The organism is Ruegeria sp. BHSC043, from assembly GCF_059612985.1.
The window spans coordinates 203,742-220,099 of record NZ_JBXWRS010000001.1; the positions used below are offsets into that span (position 1 = coordinate 203,742).

Genomic DNA, 16,358 nt, shown 5'->3' on the forward strand with positions numbered 1-16,358 from the left:
GGCTTGACAGATGCTTGCAGCCAGCCAACCCTTGAGCCGCGCAATCCCGGAGGAGTTCATGTCCCGCCGTTTCGTCGATCTGTCCGTCCCGCTGGAAACCGGCATCGTGTCGGACCCACCGATCATGCTGCCGCAGATCGAATACATGAGCCACGACCAGACGGCCGAGCAGGTAATGGCCTTTTTCCCCGGCCTGAAAAAAGAGGACCTGCCCGGCGGCGAGGGCTGGGCCATCGAACGGCTGCAGATCGCCACCCACAACGGCACCCATCTGGACGCGCCGTACCACCACCACTCGACCATGAACCGGGGCGAGCGGGCGATCACCATCGACGAGGTGCCGCTGGAGTGGTGTATGAACCCGGGCGTGAAGTTGGATTTCCGGCATTTCGAGGATGGCTACGTCGTCACCGCCGCCGATGTCGAGGCCGAGCTGAAGCGGATCGGGCATGACCTGCAACCGCTGGATATCGTCGTGGTCAACACCTCCGCCGGCACCTGCTATGGCCAGCCGGATTACCTGATGAAAGGCTGCGGAATGGGGCGCGAGGCCACGCTGTACCTGACCGAGCGCGGCGTACGTGTGACCGGCACCGACGCCTGGAGCTGGGACGCGCCCTTTCCGCTGACCGCGCAGGAATACGCGGAAACCCATGATCCCTCGATCATCTGGGAGGGGCATCGCGCGTCGATGGAGATCGGCTATTGCCACATGGAGAAGATGACCAATCTGGAAAGCCTGCCGCCCACGGGGTTCGAGATCTCGTGCTTTCCGTTCAAGATCAAGGGCGCCTCGGCCGGGTTCGTCCGCGCGGTGGCGATCTTCGAGGAGGACAGCGCGCAATGACCCCGCAATCCGAGCCTTTGGGCGGCCATGACGGCCCGTACCCCGCACCAGTCGAAATCACCGGTTTTTCGGTCCGGCCCGACTGGATCGATTACAACGGCCACATGAATGTGGGGTATTACGGCGTGGTGTTCGATCTGGCCTTCGAACGTCTGCTGGTCGATCATCTGGGCCTGGGCGAACCGCAGGTCGCGGCGCTGGGGCAGGGGCCGTACATCCTGCAGTCGCATCTGCATTTCCTGCGCGAGGTTCGCGAGGGAGAGGCACTGGTGTTCCGGTTTCGGATGCTGGACGCCGATTACAAGCGTGGTCACTATTTTGCACAGATGGTCAGGGCCGGTGACGGCACGGTCTGTGCCACCCAAGAGGCCCTGTTCATGAATGTCAGCCACACAACAGGTCGGTCGGAACCCTACCCGGACTGGGCCGTAGCGCGTCTGGCCCGGATGGTGGCCGATCACGCGGGTCTGGAGGCCGCGCCGCAAATCGGGCAGCCGATCGGCATCCGAAGATCCTGACGGGCCCCGCGATACTGGCCTTCAGTAATCGCGATCGAAAAAGATGCCGATCCCGGTTTCCCCTTTGCCATCCACCGTGCCGCGCACGGTGATATTGTCGGTGACGTCCAGGTTGAGGTTCACCTCGGTATCGCCCTCGGTGTTCACGGTGAAATCGGTATAGAGGTTGTCGCTCAGATAGGCGCCGGCACCCAGCCGCCCGCCACCGCCTTCGGTCGCGCCGACATCGACGGTATCAACCCCTGTCGCGTCGCGCACGCCTTTGGTGGCATCGCCGCCCGCACCGCTGAGCTGCGCCAGCGAGGCCGCCATCTGCGCGATCACGAAGGGCGAAAGCTCGGAAAACCGGTTGCCGAACAGCAACATGGCCAGCGCCTCTTCGGCCGGGCGTTCGGGGTCGGAAAACACGTCGACGGCGGGGGCGTCCAGCGGCCCGGCGATCTCGATGGTCGCGGTTCCGTCCGAGGTGCTGGCCGAGGACACGAATTCGATATACGGCTTCAGGTCGCCCTGCAGGCTGACGATCCCTTTGGTCAAGGCCAGCCGACGCCCGAGGATGTCCAGATTGCCCCGGATCAGGTCGATCTGGCCCGAAGGCACAACGGAGGCGGTGGTGCCCCTGATGAAGATCGCGCCGCCAAGTTCCGCGTTGACGCCACGCCCGCGCACGAAGACGCTTTTGGGCGCAAGCAGGCTGATGTCCAGCGCGATGCGGGACTCGCCTTTCTGGGTGCGCTCGGTTTCGACCAATTGGGCATGCTGGCGCGTGACGAGGCTGGCGGCGCTTTCACCCACATGCTCGATCACCGGGATGGGTGCGGCGCCGACGGCCCCCGAGGCGGCTGCCAGGTTGATGTTGGTTTCCCCGAAGGTGATCTGCCCGGCCAGCGTGCTGTTGCGGGCCAGCGCACCGGTCATAGCGATCTGTCCGTTCAACGTGGTTTCGTACAGCAGGTTGTCGGTCACCACCAGGTTGTTGATCGCGGTGGTGATCTGCGCATTGAAGGGCGGTGTCAGATCGACGGGGCCGCTGACGGTGAACCCGCCGCCTGCCCGCATGCCGCCGTTCAACGCGATCGTCGCGCGGCTTTGGGCAAGGTCGATCCGGCCGGTGATGCCGGTAATGGTTTGACCGGCGGTTGGTATGGCCAACGAAGTCTCCGAGGTCGTGACCGAGCCGCTGAGCGCGTCCAGCGAGGGTTGGCCATTGAGGGCCAGATCGAACTGGGCTGAGCCCTCGATCTTGTTCGGGGTAATGAACGCATTGGCGATGCCAAGATTTACGCCGCCCTGCGCGGTGATGTCGGCCGTGCCTGCTGCCTCGGAATAAGTGCCCTTGACGGTACTGTTGATCTCGGCCGGGCCGGTTGCGGCGGCGTCGATCGTCCAGACACCATCGTCACGCCGGGCATTTCCCTTGGCGGTGACGCTGCCCGGGAAGTCCGGCGCGAAACGCTCGATACGGTCGAACCTGGCGTCAAAGTCCAGATCGGCGGACCCATCCGTATTCACCGCGCCAACAAGCGCCGCGAATGAGCTGTCAGGCCCTTGCAGACGCGCCGACCCTTCCAGCCCCGAAGCCGTGGGCGCCACGTTACCATCCAGTTTCAATGGCCCCGAAATCGTGTTCGAGATGCGTACCAGATCGTCCAGACCGGCCGAGAAACTCAGCCCGCCGGATGCCCGGTCCAACTGACCCGAGGCATTTGCCGACAGCGCGGTGCCTGCCAGCCGGAATGTGCGGATGTTCAGGCCCTGGTCGTCGTTCGCCGCGTCCACGGTCAGGGTCGTGCGACCCGGTACCAGAGCGTCGGCCAATGCGACCCCGGTCTGGATGTCGTCGGCCTTGACTGTTCCGCGAATGTCGAAGGTGCGGCTGTCTCTGGCGGCCTTGCCCGACAGTTCTGCCGAAACGGCCCCGGCCACGGGGCGACCCGCCAATGCCGCGAACAACGACAGGTCCGGGATTTCGGCCTTGGCCCGGCCATCAACGGCCAATGTCCCGGTCGGGTCGTCGATGGTGGCGGCGATCTCGGCCTGCACGGCGGCGCTGTTCAGGCTGGCCTGCCGGATGTCGATTCGGTCGCGGCCGTACGCCCCGTCGAACGCCGCCTCAACGCGGCCGGTCAACAGCGGGTCGATCTGGTCCAGCCCGGTTCGGACATCGCGGGCGTCCAGACTGGCGGTGCCGTCGAACGCCAGCGTCCGGACCGCGCCCTTGCCATCCACCCGCGCCGACAGCGCGCCGGCCAGCGGGCGCTGGGCCAAGCCTGAAAATATTGACAGATCGGTAGCCCTCACCTCGGCCTGTCCGTCGAGCGTCAGATTGCCGCCGGGGGTCGTCACGTCTCCGCTGGCCTGCGCGGTCAAGGTCTCGCCGTTGATGGTGAGCGCGCGGATCGTTATGCCGCCCGCATCGCGCCGCGCGTCCAGCGCGATGTCGGTCTCTCCGGCAATCACCGGGTCGATGTCGTCGCGGCCGGTGGACAGGTCGTACCCTTCAACGGTCAGCTTGCCGTCGAAACTCCCCTCCAGCGGCGAGCCCGCGCCTTCGACACGCAGGCTGGCCCGTCCGCCCAAGTCCAGTTTCGCCAGGCCCGAGAACCGGGACAGGTCCGTCACATCGGCGGTGGCGGTCCCGTCGACCTTCAACCCGCTCGCCAACCCGCTGATCTGTGCGTCGGCCCGCATGGCATAGTCGGCTCCGACCAGTTCGAACCCCGACAACCCAAGCGTCTGGTCTGCGCCATAGTCGAACCGGCCATCCAGGGTGATCTGGTCGCCAACCGCCGCCTTCAAGGCGGGATCGTTTGGATCGACACCGCCCAAATAGGCCTGAAGATCGCCGCTGAGGTCCAGGCCGGCGGTTTGCGTCAGAGTGCCCTGTGCCGTCAGCCGCGCCCGAGCGACGCGCAACTGCGGCGTATCGATTGCGTTGGCGGTCAGGCTGAGATCCCAGTAGTTGCCGTTCTTCTGGTCGAACAGGGCCGAGAACTGGGCTGCGCCCACCGAGGTATCCCCGCCGCCGAAGGGCAGAACCACCTCATCGCCGGCAGGCGGAGTGATCCGGCCCTGAATGGCTGCCATCTGCAAGGCGTTGCCTGCGGCAAGGTTCACCTGCGCCTCGAAGCGCAGCGCCTGCGAGGTGATTTCGGCCTTGGAGACCTCCATCCCACCGCCCGGCAATGTCCGTCCGTCGATGAACAGGCGTGTGCGCGCGCCGAAGAACGGGTCGATTTCGGGGGCAAGAAACGGCCTGAGGTCGCCGCCCAGATCCGCTGTAAAGACAATGCCGTCCTGTGCGGAGGTTTGCGTTTGTTCGAGTCCCCGCAGACGTATCTGGCCGCTGACATGGTCCATCCCGTCGCTGCCCAGACCGATATCGGCGGTGAAATCCGTGACCGGCCCAGACCCTTTGGCCGTCAACCCGATGGCCGGGCTGTCGGGGATTTTCAGGGCTTGGGAAATCAGGCCGCCGGGCGCCTCGGACACGGTCAGATCAAGGTCGATCTGACGGCTTTCGTTCTGGAACCCGGCGGTCAGGGCGATCCGGTCGCCTTGGCGGTCCAGTCGGTCAATACCCAGCTTGGTGTCAAGGGTGCCGTCGGCCAGCGTCAGGTTGCCGTCTACCGACAACTTGGCCGCGACGCCGATCAGCGGTTGACCCAGCGACAGGCTGTCCACCCGGAGTTCTCCGATTTCGATGGCAACAGGCAGTTCCGGCAGTTGAAAGGGCTGGGCCTCGGCTGTGGCGGTCGGTTCATCCGACGTCGTCTTGCCGGGCGCGCGGGCGATTTCGATTTCCTCCGCCGTAAGGGCGTTCACGGAAAACCGTCCGCGGATCAGGGCCAGGCGGTTCCAGTCCAACTCGGCGTTGCGGATCGTCAGCCAGACGCCGTCGTCATCGGCGACGGTGATCTCCTCGATCGTGGCGCGGGCGCTCAGCGCGCCTTGCAGCCCCACGACGCGCACGTTGCGATTGTCGCCTGACAGGGTGTTTTGAAGGAAATCCGACAGCATGCCACCGCCGTCCGAGTCCTGTGCTGCAACGGGACCCGACAAAGTCAGTGACAGGGCGGCGATCGCAAGCGGATATGAAAGATGACGTGTCAAAATGCCTGCCCGATCCCGATGTAGAATTGCAGCCCGTTGCCAGTGTCTCCCTGGACGGGAACGGCCAGATCCAGCCGCAGGGGCCCAAACCCACCCAGATCATACCGAACCCCCAAGCCGGCGCCCGAATGGGATTCGGCGCCGCTGCCAACGAAGGACGAGATGTCCACGGCACCGTAGTCGTAGAACCCGACCAGCGACAGTTTCTCGGTCACCTTTCCGCGGACTTCGCCGGACAGGCCCAGGAAGGATTTGCCACCGGCGATTCCGGTTCCGACGGGCACGCCCAGGCTTTCATACGGTTGGCCGCGCACGGTGCCCGCGCCGCCCGAGAAGAACAGGAAGTCGGGCGTGACCCCGTCGGCCGGCGGGCCGATCACCGAACCCAGCTGAATGCGCCCGGCAAGCACCAGCCGTCCGCCGGTGCCCAAGCTGGCATAACCACGCCCGTCGACAAACAGCCGAATCCCCGTATCGGTTCCAGACAGCCCGACAAACGGCATAACCTGGGCGTCAAGGTAATAACCGCGCGTGGCGCTGACCTTGCTGTCGCGCAGATCCCATTCGGATCGGGTCGGCAGGATGAAATACCGGAACTTGCGGTCTGTACCATAGGCGTCATCCGCTTCGGAGTAGTAGAAACCCGTGGCGGCTTCGGCATAGAGACGGTCTGAAAATGTCCGACGTGCGCCGAAGACCAGCGACGCTGCCGAGACGGTGTAATTGTCGGTGTCGCGCCGTTCCAGCAACGCGCTCCAGAATGTGCTGTCGTCGGGGCCCAGCCTGTCGGGCTGGTCCAGGCGCAGGCCCAGGCGGTAATCGACGTCTTCGGACCCGCCGATGTTGCGGATCGCGGCTTCGAGCCGCAGACGCTGGGCGCGTCGGAAAACGTTTCGGTGGGTCCAGGTGGCCGCCAGATCCAGCCCATCGCGCGAGGCGAGTTCGAGCCCGAAGGTCAGGCGGCGCTTGGGCAGGTCCTCGAAGGTGGCGTCAAAATCCAGCGTGCCGTCGGGGTTGGGTGTTTCACGCTCGACGATCGAAACGCTGCTGAATGTTCCGGTGCGACGCAACCGGGTGCCGACTCTCTGCAGCTTGTCCGGCGAATAGACCTCGCCCGAAGGGAAACCAGCGATTTTCTCGATTGACCTGTGTCTGACATCGGTGTCGCCTGCGATATGCATCTTGCCGAACCGCAGGCGTGGGCCCGGGTCCAGCCTGATCCGAGCATCCAGCCGGGCTTGGGCGTGGCGGGCGATGATCTCTTGATCGGACAGGGCGGCCTTGGGGTGGCCCGCGTTTTTCCAGCCCTGCACCCCGGCCGACGCCGCATCATGGATCGCGCCGGTAGTGGCGCGCTTTCCGGTGGCGAAGCCTTCGGGCAGGTCGGTTTCGGGGGCCACGGGGCGGATGACGGCGGTTCCGAAAGAAAACGCGGGCCCGGGATTGATCGAGATCACCGCACGGTTGATCCGCGCCGGAACGTTCACCGAGCTGAGGTCAGCGGCTTCGCGCCCGTCCAGCTTGATGCTGACCGAAGGCCCGAAATACCCCGCGTCATACAGGATCTGCACGATGGTGCGATAATCGGACAGGGCGGCCGAAAAGACCTCCAAAGGTGTGTCCAGGCCCCGGGATTCGGCCGTGATGACCGAGGACGTGTTTTCGATCTTCTTGACAACGTCCGGCGGCAGGCCCGGCGCCGACAGGGAGGTTTCCAGTGCAAGCAGGCTGTGCGGGGCCACGGCCAGCACCGCGCCAATGAACCAGCCCCTCAGACTGCACTTCCGCCTGCCTGCCCGCATCAATTGGCTCCACCCGTTCTGCATTGCGGTTTTTCAGCCGAAATGCGGCCTCCGCAACGTCCTTGATCGGCATGTTAGAACATCGCGTGCGGGAAAGGGACAGAAATATTGGGTGGACAAGCTGGATTTTCAGCCGGCTGTCATGACCCGGCGTTGCGGAACCAACGGACGATGGCCGCGCGGTCCTCGGGCTCCATGTAGGTCACGTTCGCGGGCGGCATCGCGTGGCTGATCCCCGCCTGCAGATAGATCTGCTTGGCGTTGCGCGCGATGTCAGCCTCGGTTTCCAGCAGAACGCCCTTGGGCGCCCACAGGATGCCGTCCCAGACCGGCTCGCGCGCGTGGCACATCGAACATCGGCCCAGAACGACGTCATGGGCGGCCTCGAAGCCGGGGGCCTCGGCGAACCTCTGTTCATAGGGCGTCAGCGGCTGCGCCTCGGCCTCTTCCAGCGGGTCGTGCATCGGGGCGGTGGACAGCCACATGATGGCGATGAACAGCAGGGCCGTCACAAGCCAGGTCCAGGTCGGGTTGCCGGCCCGGGCGTGGCGCGTGTTGAAATAGTGGCGGATGGTGACGCCCATCAGAAAGACCAGCGCCGCGATGATCCAGTTGTACTTGGTCGCAAAGGCCAGCGGATAGTGGTTCGACAGCATCAGGAAGACCACCGGCAAAGTCAGATAGTTGTTGTGGGTCGAGCGCAGCTTGGCGATCTTGCCGTATTTCGGGTCGGGGGTGCGGCCATTTTTCAGGTCGTCCACCACGATCCGTTGGTTGGGCATGATGATGAAGAATACGTTGGCCGTCATGATCGTGGCGGTGAAGGCGCCCAGATGCAGCATCATCGCGCGGCCGGTGAAGATCTGGTTGTATCCCCAGCCCATTGCCACCAGCAGAACGAATAGCAGCAGCATCAGCAGGGTCGGACGCTCGCCCAGATCAGATTTGCACAGGAAATCATAGATCAGCCAGCCCACGGTCAGCGACGCCGCCGAGATCAGGATGCCCTGCCACAGCGCCAGATCGGCCTTTTGCGCGTCGATCAGGTACAGCTCTCCACCCACCCAATAGACGATCATCAGCAGCGCCGCGCCGCTGAGCCATGTGGAATAGCTTTCCCATTTGAACCAGGTCAGGTGATCGGGCATCCGTTCGGGCGCCACCAAGTATTTCTGGATGTGATAAAACCCGCCGCCATGCACCTGCCATTCCTCGCCATCCGCCGGGCCGGGAATGTCGCGGTTCAGGCCGAGGTCCAGCGCGATGAAATAGAATGACGACCCGATCCACGCGATCGCGGTGACCACATGCAGCCAGCGCACGCCAAAGGCCAACCAGTCCCAGAACACGGCAAACTCAAACATCCATGGCTCTCCGATTGTTTGCCTGCACACTAGGCAAGTGATGGTTTCTTCGGTATTCCCGCATATTGTCAAACTGTATCAAAAAAAACGATAAGATGTCCTATCTCGACAACATTCGCACCTTTGTCCGGGTCTATGATCTGGGCAGCATGTCCGCGGCGGGCCGCGATCTGCGGATTTCACCGGCGGTGACATCGGCGCGTATTTCCCAGCTCGAGGATCATCTGGGCGTGCGTCTGTTCCAGCGCACCACGCGCAACCTGTCGCCGACCGAGCAGGGCCGGGCCTTTTATCCCGGCGCGGTTGCTGTGCTGGACGCGGTCGATCAGGCCGAGGCGCAGGTTATGCACCTGACCGAGGCCCCGCGCGGCACCTTGTTCGTGGCGGCGCCGCTTGGGGTGGGGCGGCGGTTGATCGCGCCGCAAGTGCCGGAATTTCTGGACAAATACCCCGAGATCGACGTGCGGCTGCGCCTGACCGACCGCTCGGTGGACCTGACGACCGAGGGGCTGGATCTTGCGTTCTTCATCGGCCTGCCCGAGGACAGCACCCTGCGCATCCGCAAGATCGCCGATTGTCAGCGCATTCTGTGCGCGGCCCCGGATTATGTCGCGCGCCGGGGCATGCCGCGATCGGGGGCTGATCTGATCGCGGACCGGCACGAATGCCTGAACCTGCGCTATCCCGGCGCGACCGAGTTTCAATGGCTGTTGCAGACGCCCGACGGCCCCAAACGCTTTGCCGTGTCCGGCCGGTTTGAGTGCGATGATGGCGACGTGCTGACCGATTGGGCACTGGCGGGGCAGGGGATCGCGATGAAGCCGGTCTTCGAAGTGGCCGAGCATCTGAAGGCCGGCCGCCTTGTACCGGTGGCGCAGGACACGCCGCCCGTTCCAGTGCAGATGGCGTGCCTGTACACCCATCGCCGCCATCAGGACCCCAAGGCGCGCCTGTTCATGGATTTCGTGATCGCCCGGATCGGCGCGGTCGTCCGCCGGGCCGAGGCCTAGGCTCTCAGCTGCCGCGATAGGTGGAATAGCCGTAGGGCGACAGCAGCAGCGGCACATGGTAATGCGCCTGCGGATCGGACATGCCGAACCGGATCGGCACCTGATCCAGGAACAGCGGGTCCGCTCCCGCCTGGCCGGTGGCGCGCAGATAGTCGCCGGCAAAAAAGATCAACTCGTAGGTTCCGGTTTGGAACTTGTCCTGTGGCAGGATCGGGCTGTCGGTGCGCCCATCGGCGTTGGTCTGCATCTCGACCAGCTTGCGGTGCGAATTGCCCGACACGCGGTACAACGCGATTTTCAGCCCTTGGGCCGGACAGCCGCGGGCCGTGTCCAGAACGTGGGTCGTCAGGTATCCTGTCACGGGTCTCTCCTGCCTGTTGCGTGGTGCTGTCTTGCCGGTCGTCAGCGGATTTGGCAAACGGATAGACCGCATTCTGAGGCGAAACCCATGCCCGAGGAAACGGCCAAATAACCGAAACAGCGTTCGGATTGATTTGATAATCCCTTGCGGTTTCATGCAATAAAAAGCCAGTGAATGGTCGCAACAAAAGGCGGAACCCAACATGCAGCCCCCCAGATACCCGCGCGACATGATCGGATATGGCGCCACCACGCCCGATGCGAACTGGCCCGGCGGCGCCAAACTGGCAGTGCAGATCGTGCTGAACTATGAAGAGGGCGGCGAAAACTGCGTGCTGCATGGCGACGCGGCGTCCGAGTCGTTTCTGTCCGAAATCGTGGGCGCCGCGCCCTGGCCCGGCCAGCGGCATTGGAACATGGAATCCATCTATGAATACGGCGCCCGCGCCGGGTTCTGGCGGCTGCATCGCCTGATGGCCGACCTGCCGGTGACCGTCTATGGCGTGGCCACCGCGCTGGCGCGCTCGCCCGATCAGGTGGCGGCGATGAAGTCCGCCGGGTGGGAGATCGCCAGCCACGGGCTGAGATGGATCGAACACAAGGACATGCCCGAAGACGAGGAGCGCGCCCAGATCGCCGAGGCGATCCGCCTGCACACCGAGGTGGTCGGAGACCGCCCGCGCGGCTGGTACACGGGGCGGTGTTCGGACAACACCGTGCGGCTTGTCGCCGAGGAAGGCGGGTTTGCCTATGTGGCCGACAGCTATGCCGACGATCTGCCTTATTGGGTGCACACCGGCGGGCGCGACCAGCTGATCGTGCCCTATACGCTGGACTGCAACGACATGCGCTTTGCCACGCCGCAGGGGTTCAACTCGGGCGATCAGTTCTTTGCGTATCTGCGCGACAGTTTCGATGCACTCTATGCCGAGGGGCAGGCCGGCGCGCCCAAGATGTTGTCGATCGGTCTGCATTGCCGCCTGATCGGCCGACCGGGCCGGGTGATGGCGCTGAAGCGGTTTCTGGACTATGCGCGCGGCTTTTCCGATGTGTGGTTCGCGACCCGGTTACAGATTGCCGAACACTGGGCCGCGCATCATCCGCCGCAGGACCGCCCGCGCCCCTCGCAGATGGACCGCGACTCCTTCGTGGCGGCCTATGGCGGCATCTTCGAACATTCGCCCTGGATCGCCGAGCGCGCCTGGGCGCTGGAACTGGGGCCGGCGCACGATACGGCGGGCGGGCTGCACAACGCGCTGGCGCGGGTGTTCCGTTCGGCCTCGCCCGAGGAGCGCTTGGGCGTTCTGACCGCGCATCCGGATCTGGCGGGCAAGCTTGCACAGGCCAAACGCCTGACGGCTGAAAGCACCGCCGAACAGGCCTCGGCCGGGTTGGACGCCCTGACCGACGCCGAGCGCGACGCCTTTACCAATCTGAACACGCGTTACACCCGGAAATTCGGCTTTCCCTTCATCATCGCGGTGCGCGACCACGACAAGGCCTCGATCCTGCAGGCGTTTCAGCGACGCATCGAGAATGACCGCGAGACCGAGCTCGCCGAAGCCTGCCGTCAGGTCGAGCGCATCGCCGAGTTCCGCCTGCGCGACCTGCTGCCCTCATGACCCGGGTCATCCATATCGCGCCGCTGACGGCCCAGGCCTTTGCGCCGTTCGGCGACGTGCTCGAGGTTTCCGGCGCGCCGGACAAGATCATCAACCAGGGTCAGTGCGGGCGATACCATGACCGGGCGGTTCTGGATTTTGCGGACGGGCGCGCGGGGATCAGCCTGTTCGACGCCAACCCGCGGGCATTGCCCTATCAACTGGACATGGTCGAACGTCACCCTCAGGGCAGCCAGGCCTTCATTCCGATGACCCACCAGCCGTTCCTGGTGATCGTCGCGCCGGACGAAGATGGCGTTCCGGGCAGGCCGCTGGCCTTCGTGACGCAGCCGGGGCAGGCCGTGAACTATCATCGCGGCACATGGCACGGCGTGCTGACGCCGCTGCACGCGCCCGGCCTGTTCGCCGTGGTCGACCGCATCGGCGACGGCACCAACCTTCAGGAGCATTGGTTCGACACCCCTTACGAGGTGCGGTTGCCCTGACCGGGTCAGCCCGCCATCAGCCGGGCCACATCCAGCATCCGGGCCGAGAACCCCCATTCATTGTCGTACCAGCCAAAAACCCGCACTTGGCGGTCGCCGACCATGCGGATCTCGGGGCTGGCGATCACCAGCGACTCGGGCCGCGCCCGCAGGTCGGACGACACCAGGGGCATGTCGGTCCAGCCAAGAACGGCCGACTCGGCAACCGCATGGCGCAACCGTTCTGTGAAGGTGTCGATGTCCATCGGAGTTTCCAGCGTCGCCACCAGGTCCACGGCCGAGACGCTGGCCGTCGGCACCCGCACCGCCGCGCCCGAGATGCGCCCGGCTAGATGCGGCAGCACCACGTCGATAAGGTGCGTCGCGCTCGAGGTCGTGGGCACCATCGACAGCGCCCCCGCGCGCGACCGCGCCAGATCGCCCCGCGGTGCGTCCACCATCGGCTGGCTGTTGGTGTAGCAATGGATCGTGGTCATGTGCCCTAATGCGATGCCCCCGATGCCGTCCAGCACCTTGACGAGCGGCGCCAGCGCATTCGTGGTACAGGACGCGTTCGACACGATCCGAGCATCGCCCAAGACGTCTTCGTTGGCGCCCAGAACGATGGTGGTGTCGGCGGCCGGTGACGGCCCCGAGATCAGAACCTTTGCCGCCCCGGCCTGCAACCCCCGTGTGGCCACGTCCGAGCTGCGGGCGATGCCGGTGCAGTCCAGCAGCACATCCACCCCCGACAGATCGACCCGCGCCACATCTTCGCTGTTGGTGACGGGGATTTCTACGCCATCCACCACCAGCGCGGCGTTCCGGGCCGCGACCGTCCCGGCATAGGGGCCGAAGGTACTGTCGTATTGGAACAGATAGGCACAGGTTTCCAGCGGCGCGATGTCGTTGATCAGCACCACCTGAACATCCGACCCGGCGGGCAGCGCCATGACCTGCCGCAGGATCGTGCGGCCGATGCGGCCGAATCCGTTGATCGCAATCTTCATGCGCAAGCTATGGCAGGGCGCCGGGGCGACCTCAATGCCCGTTCGGGGGGATGTTAGCCGCAGCTGACTTGCGAGAAGAACTGACCCGAGATGTTCTGGTACATGCTGGACCGGATCACCTTGCACCCGGTCGCTTGCTGGATGGCCGCGATGGCCTGAAGCGTGCGCAGGCGCGGGGGCGGACCGAACGGGTTAAGGTTGTTGTTGTCGCGGGTGGCGCGGTACGCGACCGGTTCGTCGGCCACCTGGGTGACGGCCCAGGTGCGGCTCATCACCGATACGGTTCGGGTTTCTTCGTTTGCAAGGGCCGGGGCAGCGACGCTGAGAGGCGCGATCGTGGCCAGAGTCAAAATGGATCTACGCAGTTTCATTGGGCAATCTCCGGGAATGAACACATGAAATCTGCCCCGATCAGAGCAAATTTCGGCCCCCGAGGGAAGTCTCGGCCCCGGAAAGCCGGTTTCGGGAGGGAATTTCTCGCTATCGCCCGGCCACGGACAGGGGCATGTGGCGGTTGACGTCCTTGTACAGCAGGTACCTGAACCGCCCCGGCCCGCCGGCATAGCAGGCCTGCGGGCAGAACGCGCGCAGCCACATGTAGTCGCCGGCCTCGACCTCGACCCAATCCTGGTTCAGCCGATAGACCGCCTTGCCTTCAAGCACATACAGCCCGTGTTCCATCACATGGGTCTCGGCAAAGGGAATGACGGTGCCGGGTTCGAAGGTGACGATGTTGACATGCATGTCATGACGCAGGTCGGCCGGGTCGGCAAAGCGGGTGGTGGCCCAGCGACCCTCGGTGCCGGGCATCGGGGTGGGGGCCACGTCGCGCTCGTTGGTGATGATCGGGTCGGGGGCGGGCAGGCCGGGCACCGCCTGATAGGCCTTGCGCACCCAGTGGAACCGCGCCACCGCGTCGGACCGGTTGTGCAGCGCCCAGTCGGATCCGGGCGGCACATAGGCGTATCCGCCGGGGTCCAGCACGTGCTTCTGCCCGGCGAGGGTCAGGACCACGGTCCCTTCGACCACGAAGAGGACGCCTTGCGCCGCCGGGTCGGTCTCGGGGCGGTCGCTGCCGCCGCCGGGCTGAACCTCCATGATGTATTGCGAAAAGGTCTCGGCGAAGCCGCTGAGCGGACGGGACAGGACCCACAGCCGGGTCTTCTCCCAGAACGGCAGAAAGCTGGTGACGATGTCGCGCATCGTACCGCGCGGGATCACGGCATAGGCCTCGGTGAACATGGCGCGATCGGTCAGCAACTGATCCTGACCGGGGTGGCCGCCATAGGGCGCGTAATAGGTGGGATGAGCCATCGTAAAACCTCGGGTAGGTGTCGCGGCCACTATGTGTCGATCGAGCGGGGGCCGATAGCGTCACGGATGCAAAAGGTTTGTTCGGGATTATTTGAAGGTGCACCCCGCCCGGGGCTTGGCCGCACCGCACCCGCGGTATAGGCTTGGCCCCGGACCCATTTCGACGAAAGCGAGTTTCAAGGCATGCCCCGGTTTTTCTTCCTCTTCTGCGCAGCGGTTCTGGTCGGGTTGATCGGCACGGCGCAGGCCAAACCCCTGTCGCGGATCATTGCTGAAATGGGCCTGAGCCCGGCTGATTTTCAGATTCTGGACGCGGCCTCGACGGCACTGCTGTCGGGCGGGACGCCTAGCGTCGGGCAGGAACGCAGCTGGGAAAATGAACAGACCGGCTCGAAAGGGACGATCCGGGTACGCGACGTGCGGGGAAACTGTGTACATCTGCAGCATTTCATCCAAGCCGAAGGCGGTGATAAAACCCGCGAAATCCGGACGCGGCGTTGCAGGGACGCTGGCGGAAACTGGATCATGACACCCTGATTGCCTGGGAAACGCTCGATCCGGGCCAAACGTCCCCAAGTCCTTTGAACAAATGATTGCGCGTGACGTCCCGTCACCCGGCTGGACAGGGTCAGTGCCCCTGCGCCATCCTCGCGTCAGAAATTCGGCCCTGCGCCGGGCCATTTGGGAGGGACCATCCATGAACATGTCATTCGTCTTGCGCGAGGAGAACCGGGCGCTGCTGGAGCGGGTCCGCGACATGATCCGCAACGAGATCATGCCGTTGGAAGAGGAATACCAGGCCGAGATCAACAAGGGCGACCGCTGGCAGTACACCGACCGCCAGGCCGAGATCCTGGAGGGGTTGAAGGCCAAGGCAAAGGCGGCGGGTCTGTGGAATTTCTGGCTGACCGACAGCGACAAGGGATTTGGCCTCGCTACGGTCGAGTACGCCTATTTCGCCGAAGAGATGGGTAAGACCCCGCTGGGCGCCGAGGTGTTTAACTGTTCCGCCCCCGACACCGGCAACATGGAGGTGTTCGAGCGCTATGGCACCGAGAAGATGAAAGAGCAGTGGCTCAAGCCGCTGCTCGCGGGCGAGATCCGCTCGGCCTATCTGATGACCGAACCGGATGTAGCCTCGTCGGATGCCACGAATATCTCGATGTCCTGCGTGCGGGACGGGGATGACTATGTTCTGAATGGCGAGAAATGGTGGTCGTCCGGCGCGGGCGATCCGCGCTGCAAGGTCTACATCGTGATGGTCAAGACCGGCGGCGACGACCTGCCCAAGCACCAGCGCCAGTCCATGATCGTGGTGCCCGCCGACACGCCGGGGATCGAGATCCTGCGCCCGATGGAAGTGTACGGCCATGACGACGCGCCGCACGGGCACATGCATATCCGGTTCACCGATGTCCGGGTGCCGGCCGAGAACATCCTGCTGGGCGAGGGCCGCGGGTTCGAAATCGCACAGGGGCGCCTCGGGCCCGGTCGCATCCATCACTGCATGCGCGCGATCGGTCAGGCCGAGATGGCGCTGGAGCAGATGTGCAAACGCGCCCTGCAGCGCGAAGCCTTCGGCAAGAAGCTGGCGCAGCTGGGTGCCAATTTCGACATCATCGCCGAGTGCCGGATGGAGATCGAGATGGCCCGCTTGCTGTGTCTGAAGGCCGCGTGGTACATGGATCAGGGCGATGCGCGCGCGGCTGCCCCGTGGATCAGCCAGATCAAGGTCGTCGCGCCGCGTGTTGCGCTGAAGGTGATCGACGAGGCGGTGCAGATGTTTGGCGGGCAAGGCGTCAGCCAGGATACGCCGCTGGCCACTGCCTGGACACATGTGCGCACGCTGCGGCTAGCCGATGGCCCGGATGCGGTGCATCGCCGTCAGGTGGCGCGGGCCGAACTGAAAAAGCATACCCAGGAAAAGATCTGAC

Annotated in this window: 14 protein-coding genes; 7 read left to right on the forward strand and 7 right to left on the reverse strand. The window is 64.6% G+C overall.

Annotation, left to right across the window (positions count from 1 at the left end; all coding sequences use genetic code 11):
• Positions 1-58 precede the first annotated feature (58 nt).
• Both AC2FMM_RS01000 and AC2FMM_RS01005 read left to right on the forward strand, forming a co-directional pair.
• The gene (locus tag AC2FMM_RS01000) at positions 59-847 is read left to right on the forward strand and encodes a cyclase family protein (protein ID WP_496795547.1); all 789 of its coding nucleotides are present in this window, start codon (positions 59-61) and stop codon (positions 845-847) included.
• Positions 844-1,365, forward strand: coding sequence for a thioesterase family protein (locus tag AC2FMM_RS01005; protein ID WP_496795548.1), 522 nt, complete (start codon positions 844-846; stop codon positions 1,363-1,365). Before AC2FMM_RS01000 ends, AC2FMM_RS01005 begins: the two co-directional genes overlap by 4 nt.
• 21 nt (positions 1,366-1,386) lie before the next feature.
• On the opposite strand, the gene AC2FMM_RS01010 is transcribed toward AC2FMM_RS01005, so the two are convergent.
• The 3 genes from AC2FMM_RS01010 to AC2FMM_RS01020 all read right to left on the reverse strand — a co-directional run bounded on the left by AC2FMM_RS01010 (position 1,387) and on the right by AC2FMM_RS01020 (position 8,644).
• Positions 1,387-5,385 (reverse strand): translocation/assembly module TamB domain-containing protein, encoded by a 3,999-nt coding sequence (locus tag AC2FMM_RS01010; RefSeq protein WP_496795549.1) that lies wholly within the window; start codon positions 5,383-5,385, stop codon positions 1,387-1,389.
• Positions 5,386-5,474: 89 nt separating this feature from the next.
• Positions 5,475-7,280, reverse strand: a complete 1,806-nt coding sequence (locus AC2FMM_RS01015) for an autotransporter assembly complex protein TamA (protein ID WP_496795550.1) — start codon at positions 7,278-7,280, stop codon at positions 5,475-5,477.
• 140 nt (positions 7,281-7,420) lie between these two features.
• Positions 7,421-8,644: a urate hydroxylase PuuD gene (locus tag AC2FMM_RS01020; protein ID WP_496743101.1), complete on the reverse strand. Its 1,224-nt coding sequence runs from the start codon at positions 8,642-8,644 to the stop codon at positions 7,421-7,423.
• A gap of 95 nt (positions 8,645-8,739) precedes the next feature.
• On the opposite strand from AC2FMM_RS01020, the gene AC2FMM_RS01025 reads away from it, so the two are divergent.
• Positions 8,740-9,654 (forward strand): LysR family transcriptional regulator, encoded by a 915-nt coding sequence (locus tag AC2FMM_RS01025; RefSeq protein ID WP_496682014.1) that lies wholly within the window; start codon positions 8,740-8,742, stop codon positions 9,652-9,654.
• 4 nt (positions 9,655-9,658) lie between these two features.
• Here AC2FMM_RS01025 and uraH read toward each other — a convergent pair whose 3' ends face one another.
• Positions 9,659-10,015 carry a hydroxyisourate hydrolase gene (gene uraH, locus AC2FMM_RS01030; protein WP_496682016.1) on the reverse strand — a complete coding sequence of 119 codons (357 nt, stop codon included), beginning with the start codon at positions 10,013-10,015 and terminating at the stop codon, positions 9,659-9,661.
• A gap of 202 nt (positions 10,016-10,217) precedes the next feature.
• On the opposite strand from uraH, the gene puuE reads away from it, so the two are divergent.
• The gene (gene puuE / locus AC2FMM_RS01035) at positions 10,218-11,636 is read left to right on the forward strand and encodes an allantoinase PuuE (protein ID WP_496795551.1); all 1,419 of its coding nucleotides are present in this window, start codon (positions 10,218-10,220) and stop codon (positions 11,634-11,636) included.
• The gene (locus AC2FMM_RS01040; RefSeq protein ID WP_496795552.1) at positions 11,633-12,121 is read left to right on the forward strand and encodes an ureidoglycolate lyase; all 489 of its coding nucleotides are present in this window, start codon (positions 11,633-11,635) and stop codon (positions 12,119-12,121) included. Before puuE ends, AC2FMM_RS01040 begins: the two co-directional genes overlap by 4 nt.
• Positions 12,122-12,126: 5 nt before the next feature.
• Here AC2FMM_RS01040 and AC2FMM_RS01045 read toward each other — a convergent pair whose 3' ends face one another.
• From AC2FMM_RS01045 to AC2FMM_RS01055, 3 genes are all read right to left on the reverse strand, one after another.
• Positions 12,127-13,110 carry a type I glyceraldehyde-3-phosphate dehydrogenase gene (locus AC2FMM_RS01045; protein ID WP_496795553.1) on the reverse strand — a complete coding sequence of 328 codons (984 nt, stop codon included), beginning with the start codon at positions 13,108-13,110 and terminating at the stop codon, positions 12,127-12,129.
• 53 nt (positions 13,111-13,163) lie between these two features.
• The gene (locus tag AC2FMM_RS01050) at positions 13,164-13,481 is read right to left on the reverse strand and encodes a hypothetical protein (protein ID WP_496795554.1); all 318 of its coding nucleotides are present in this window, start codon (positions 13,479-13,481) and stop codon (positions 13,164-13,166) included.
• A gap of 109 nt (positions 13,482-13,590) precedes the next feature.
• A complete protein-coding gene (locus AC2FMM_RS01055) occupies positions 13,591-14,424 on the reverse strand; it encodes a bifunctional allantoicase/(S)-ureidoglycine aminohydrolase (protein ID WP_496682026.1) in 834 nt (277 codons plus the stop codon).
• Between the two features lie 183 nt (positions 14,425-14,607).
• Here AC2FMM_RS01055 and AC2FMM_RS01060 point away from each other — a divergent pair, with 183 nt between their 5' ends.
• Together AC2FMM_RS01060 and AC2FMM_RS01065 are read left to right on the forward strand one after the other, a co-directional pair.
• Positions 14,608-14,961, forward strand: coding sequence for a hypothetical protein (locus AC2FMM_RS01060; RefSeq protein WP_496795555.1), 354 nt, complete (start codon positions 14,608-14,610; stop codon positions 14,959-14,961).
• A gap of 160 nt (positions 14,962-15,121) precedes the next feature.
• Positions 15,122-16,357, forward strand: a complete 1,236-nt coding sequence (locus tag AC2FMM_RS01065) for an acyl-CoA dehydrogenase family protein (RefSeq protein WP_496795556.1) — start codon at positions 15,122-15,124, stop codon at positions 16,355-16,357.
• Position 16,358: the final 1 nt, after the last annotated feature.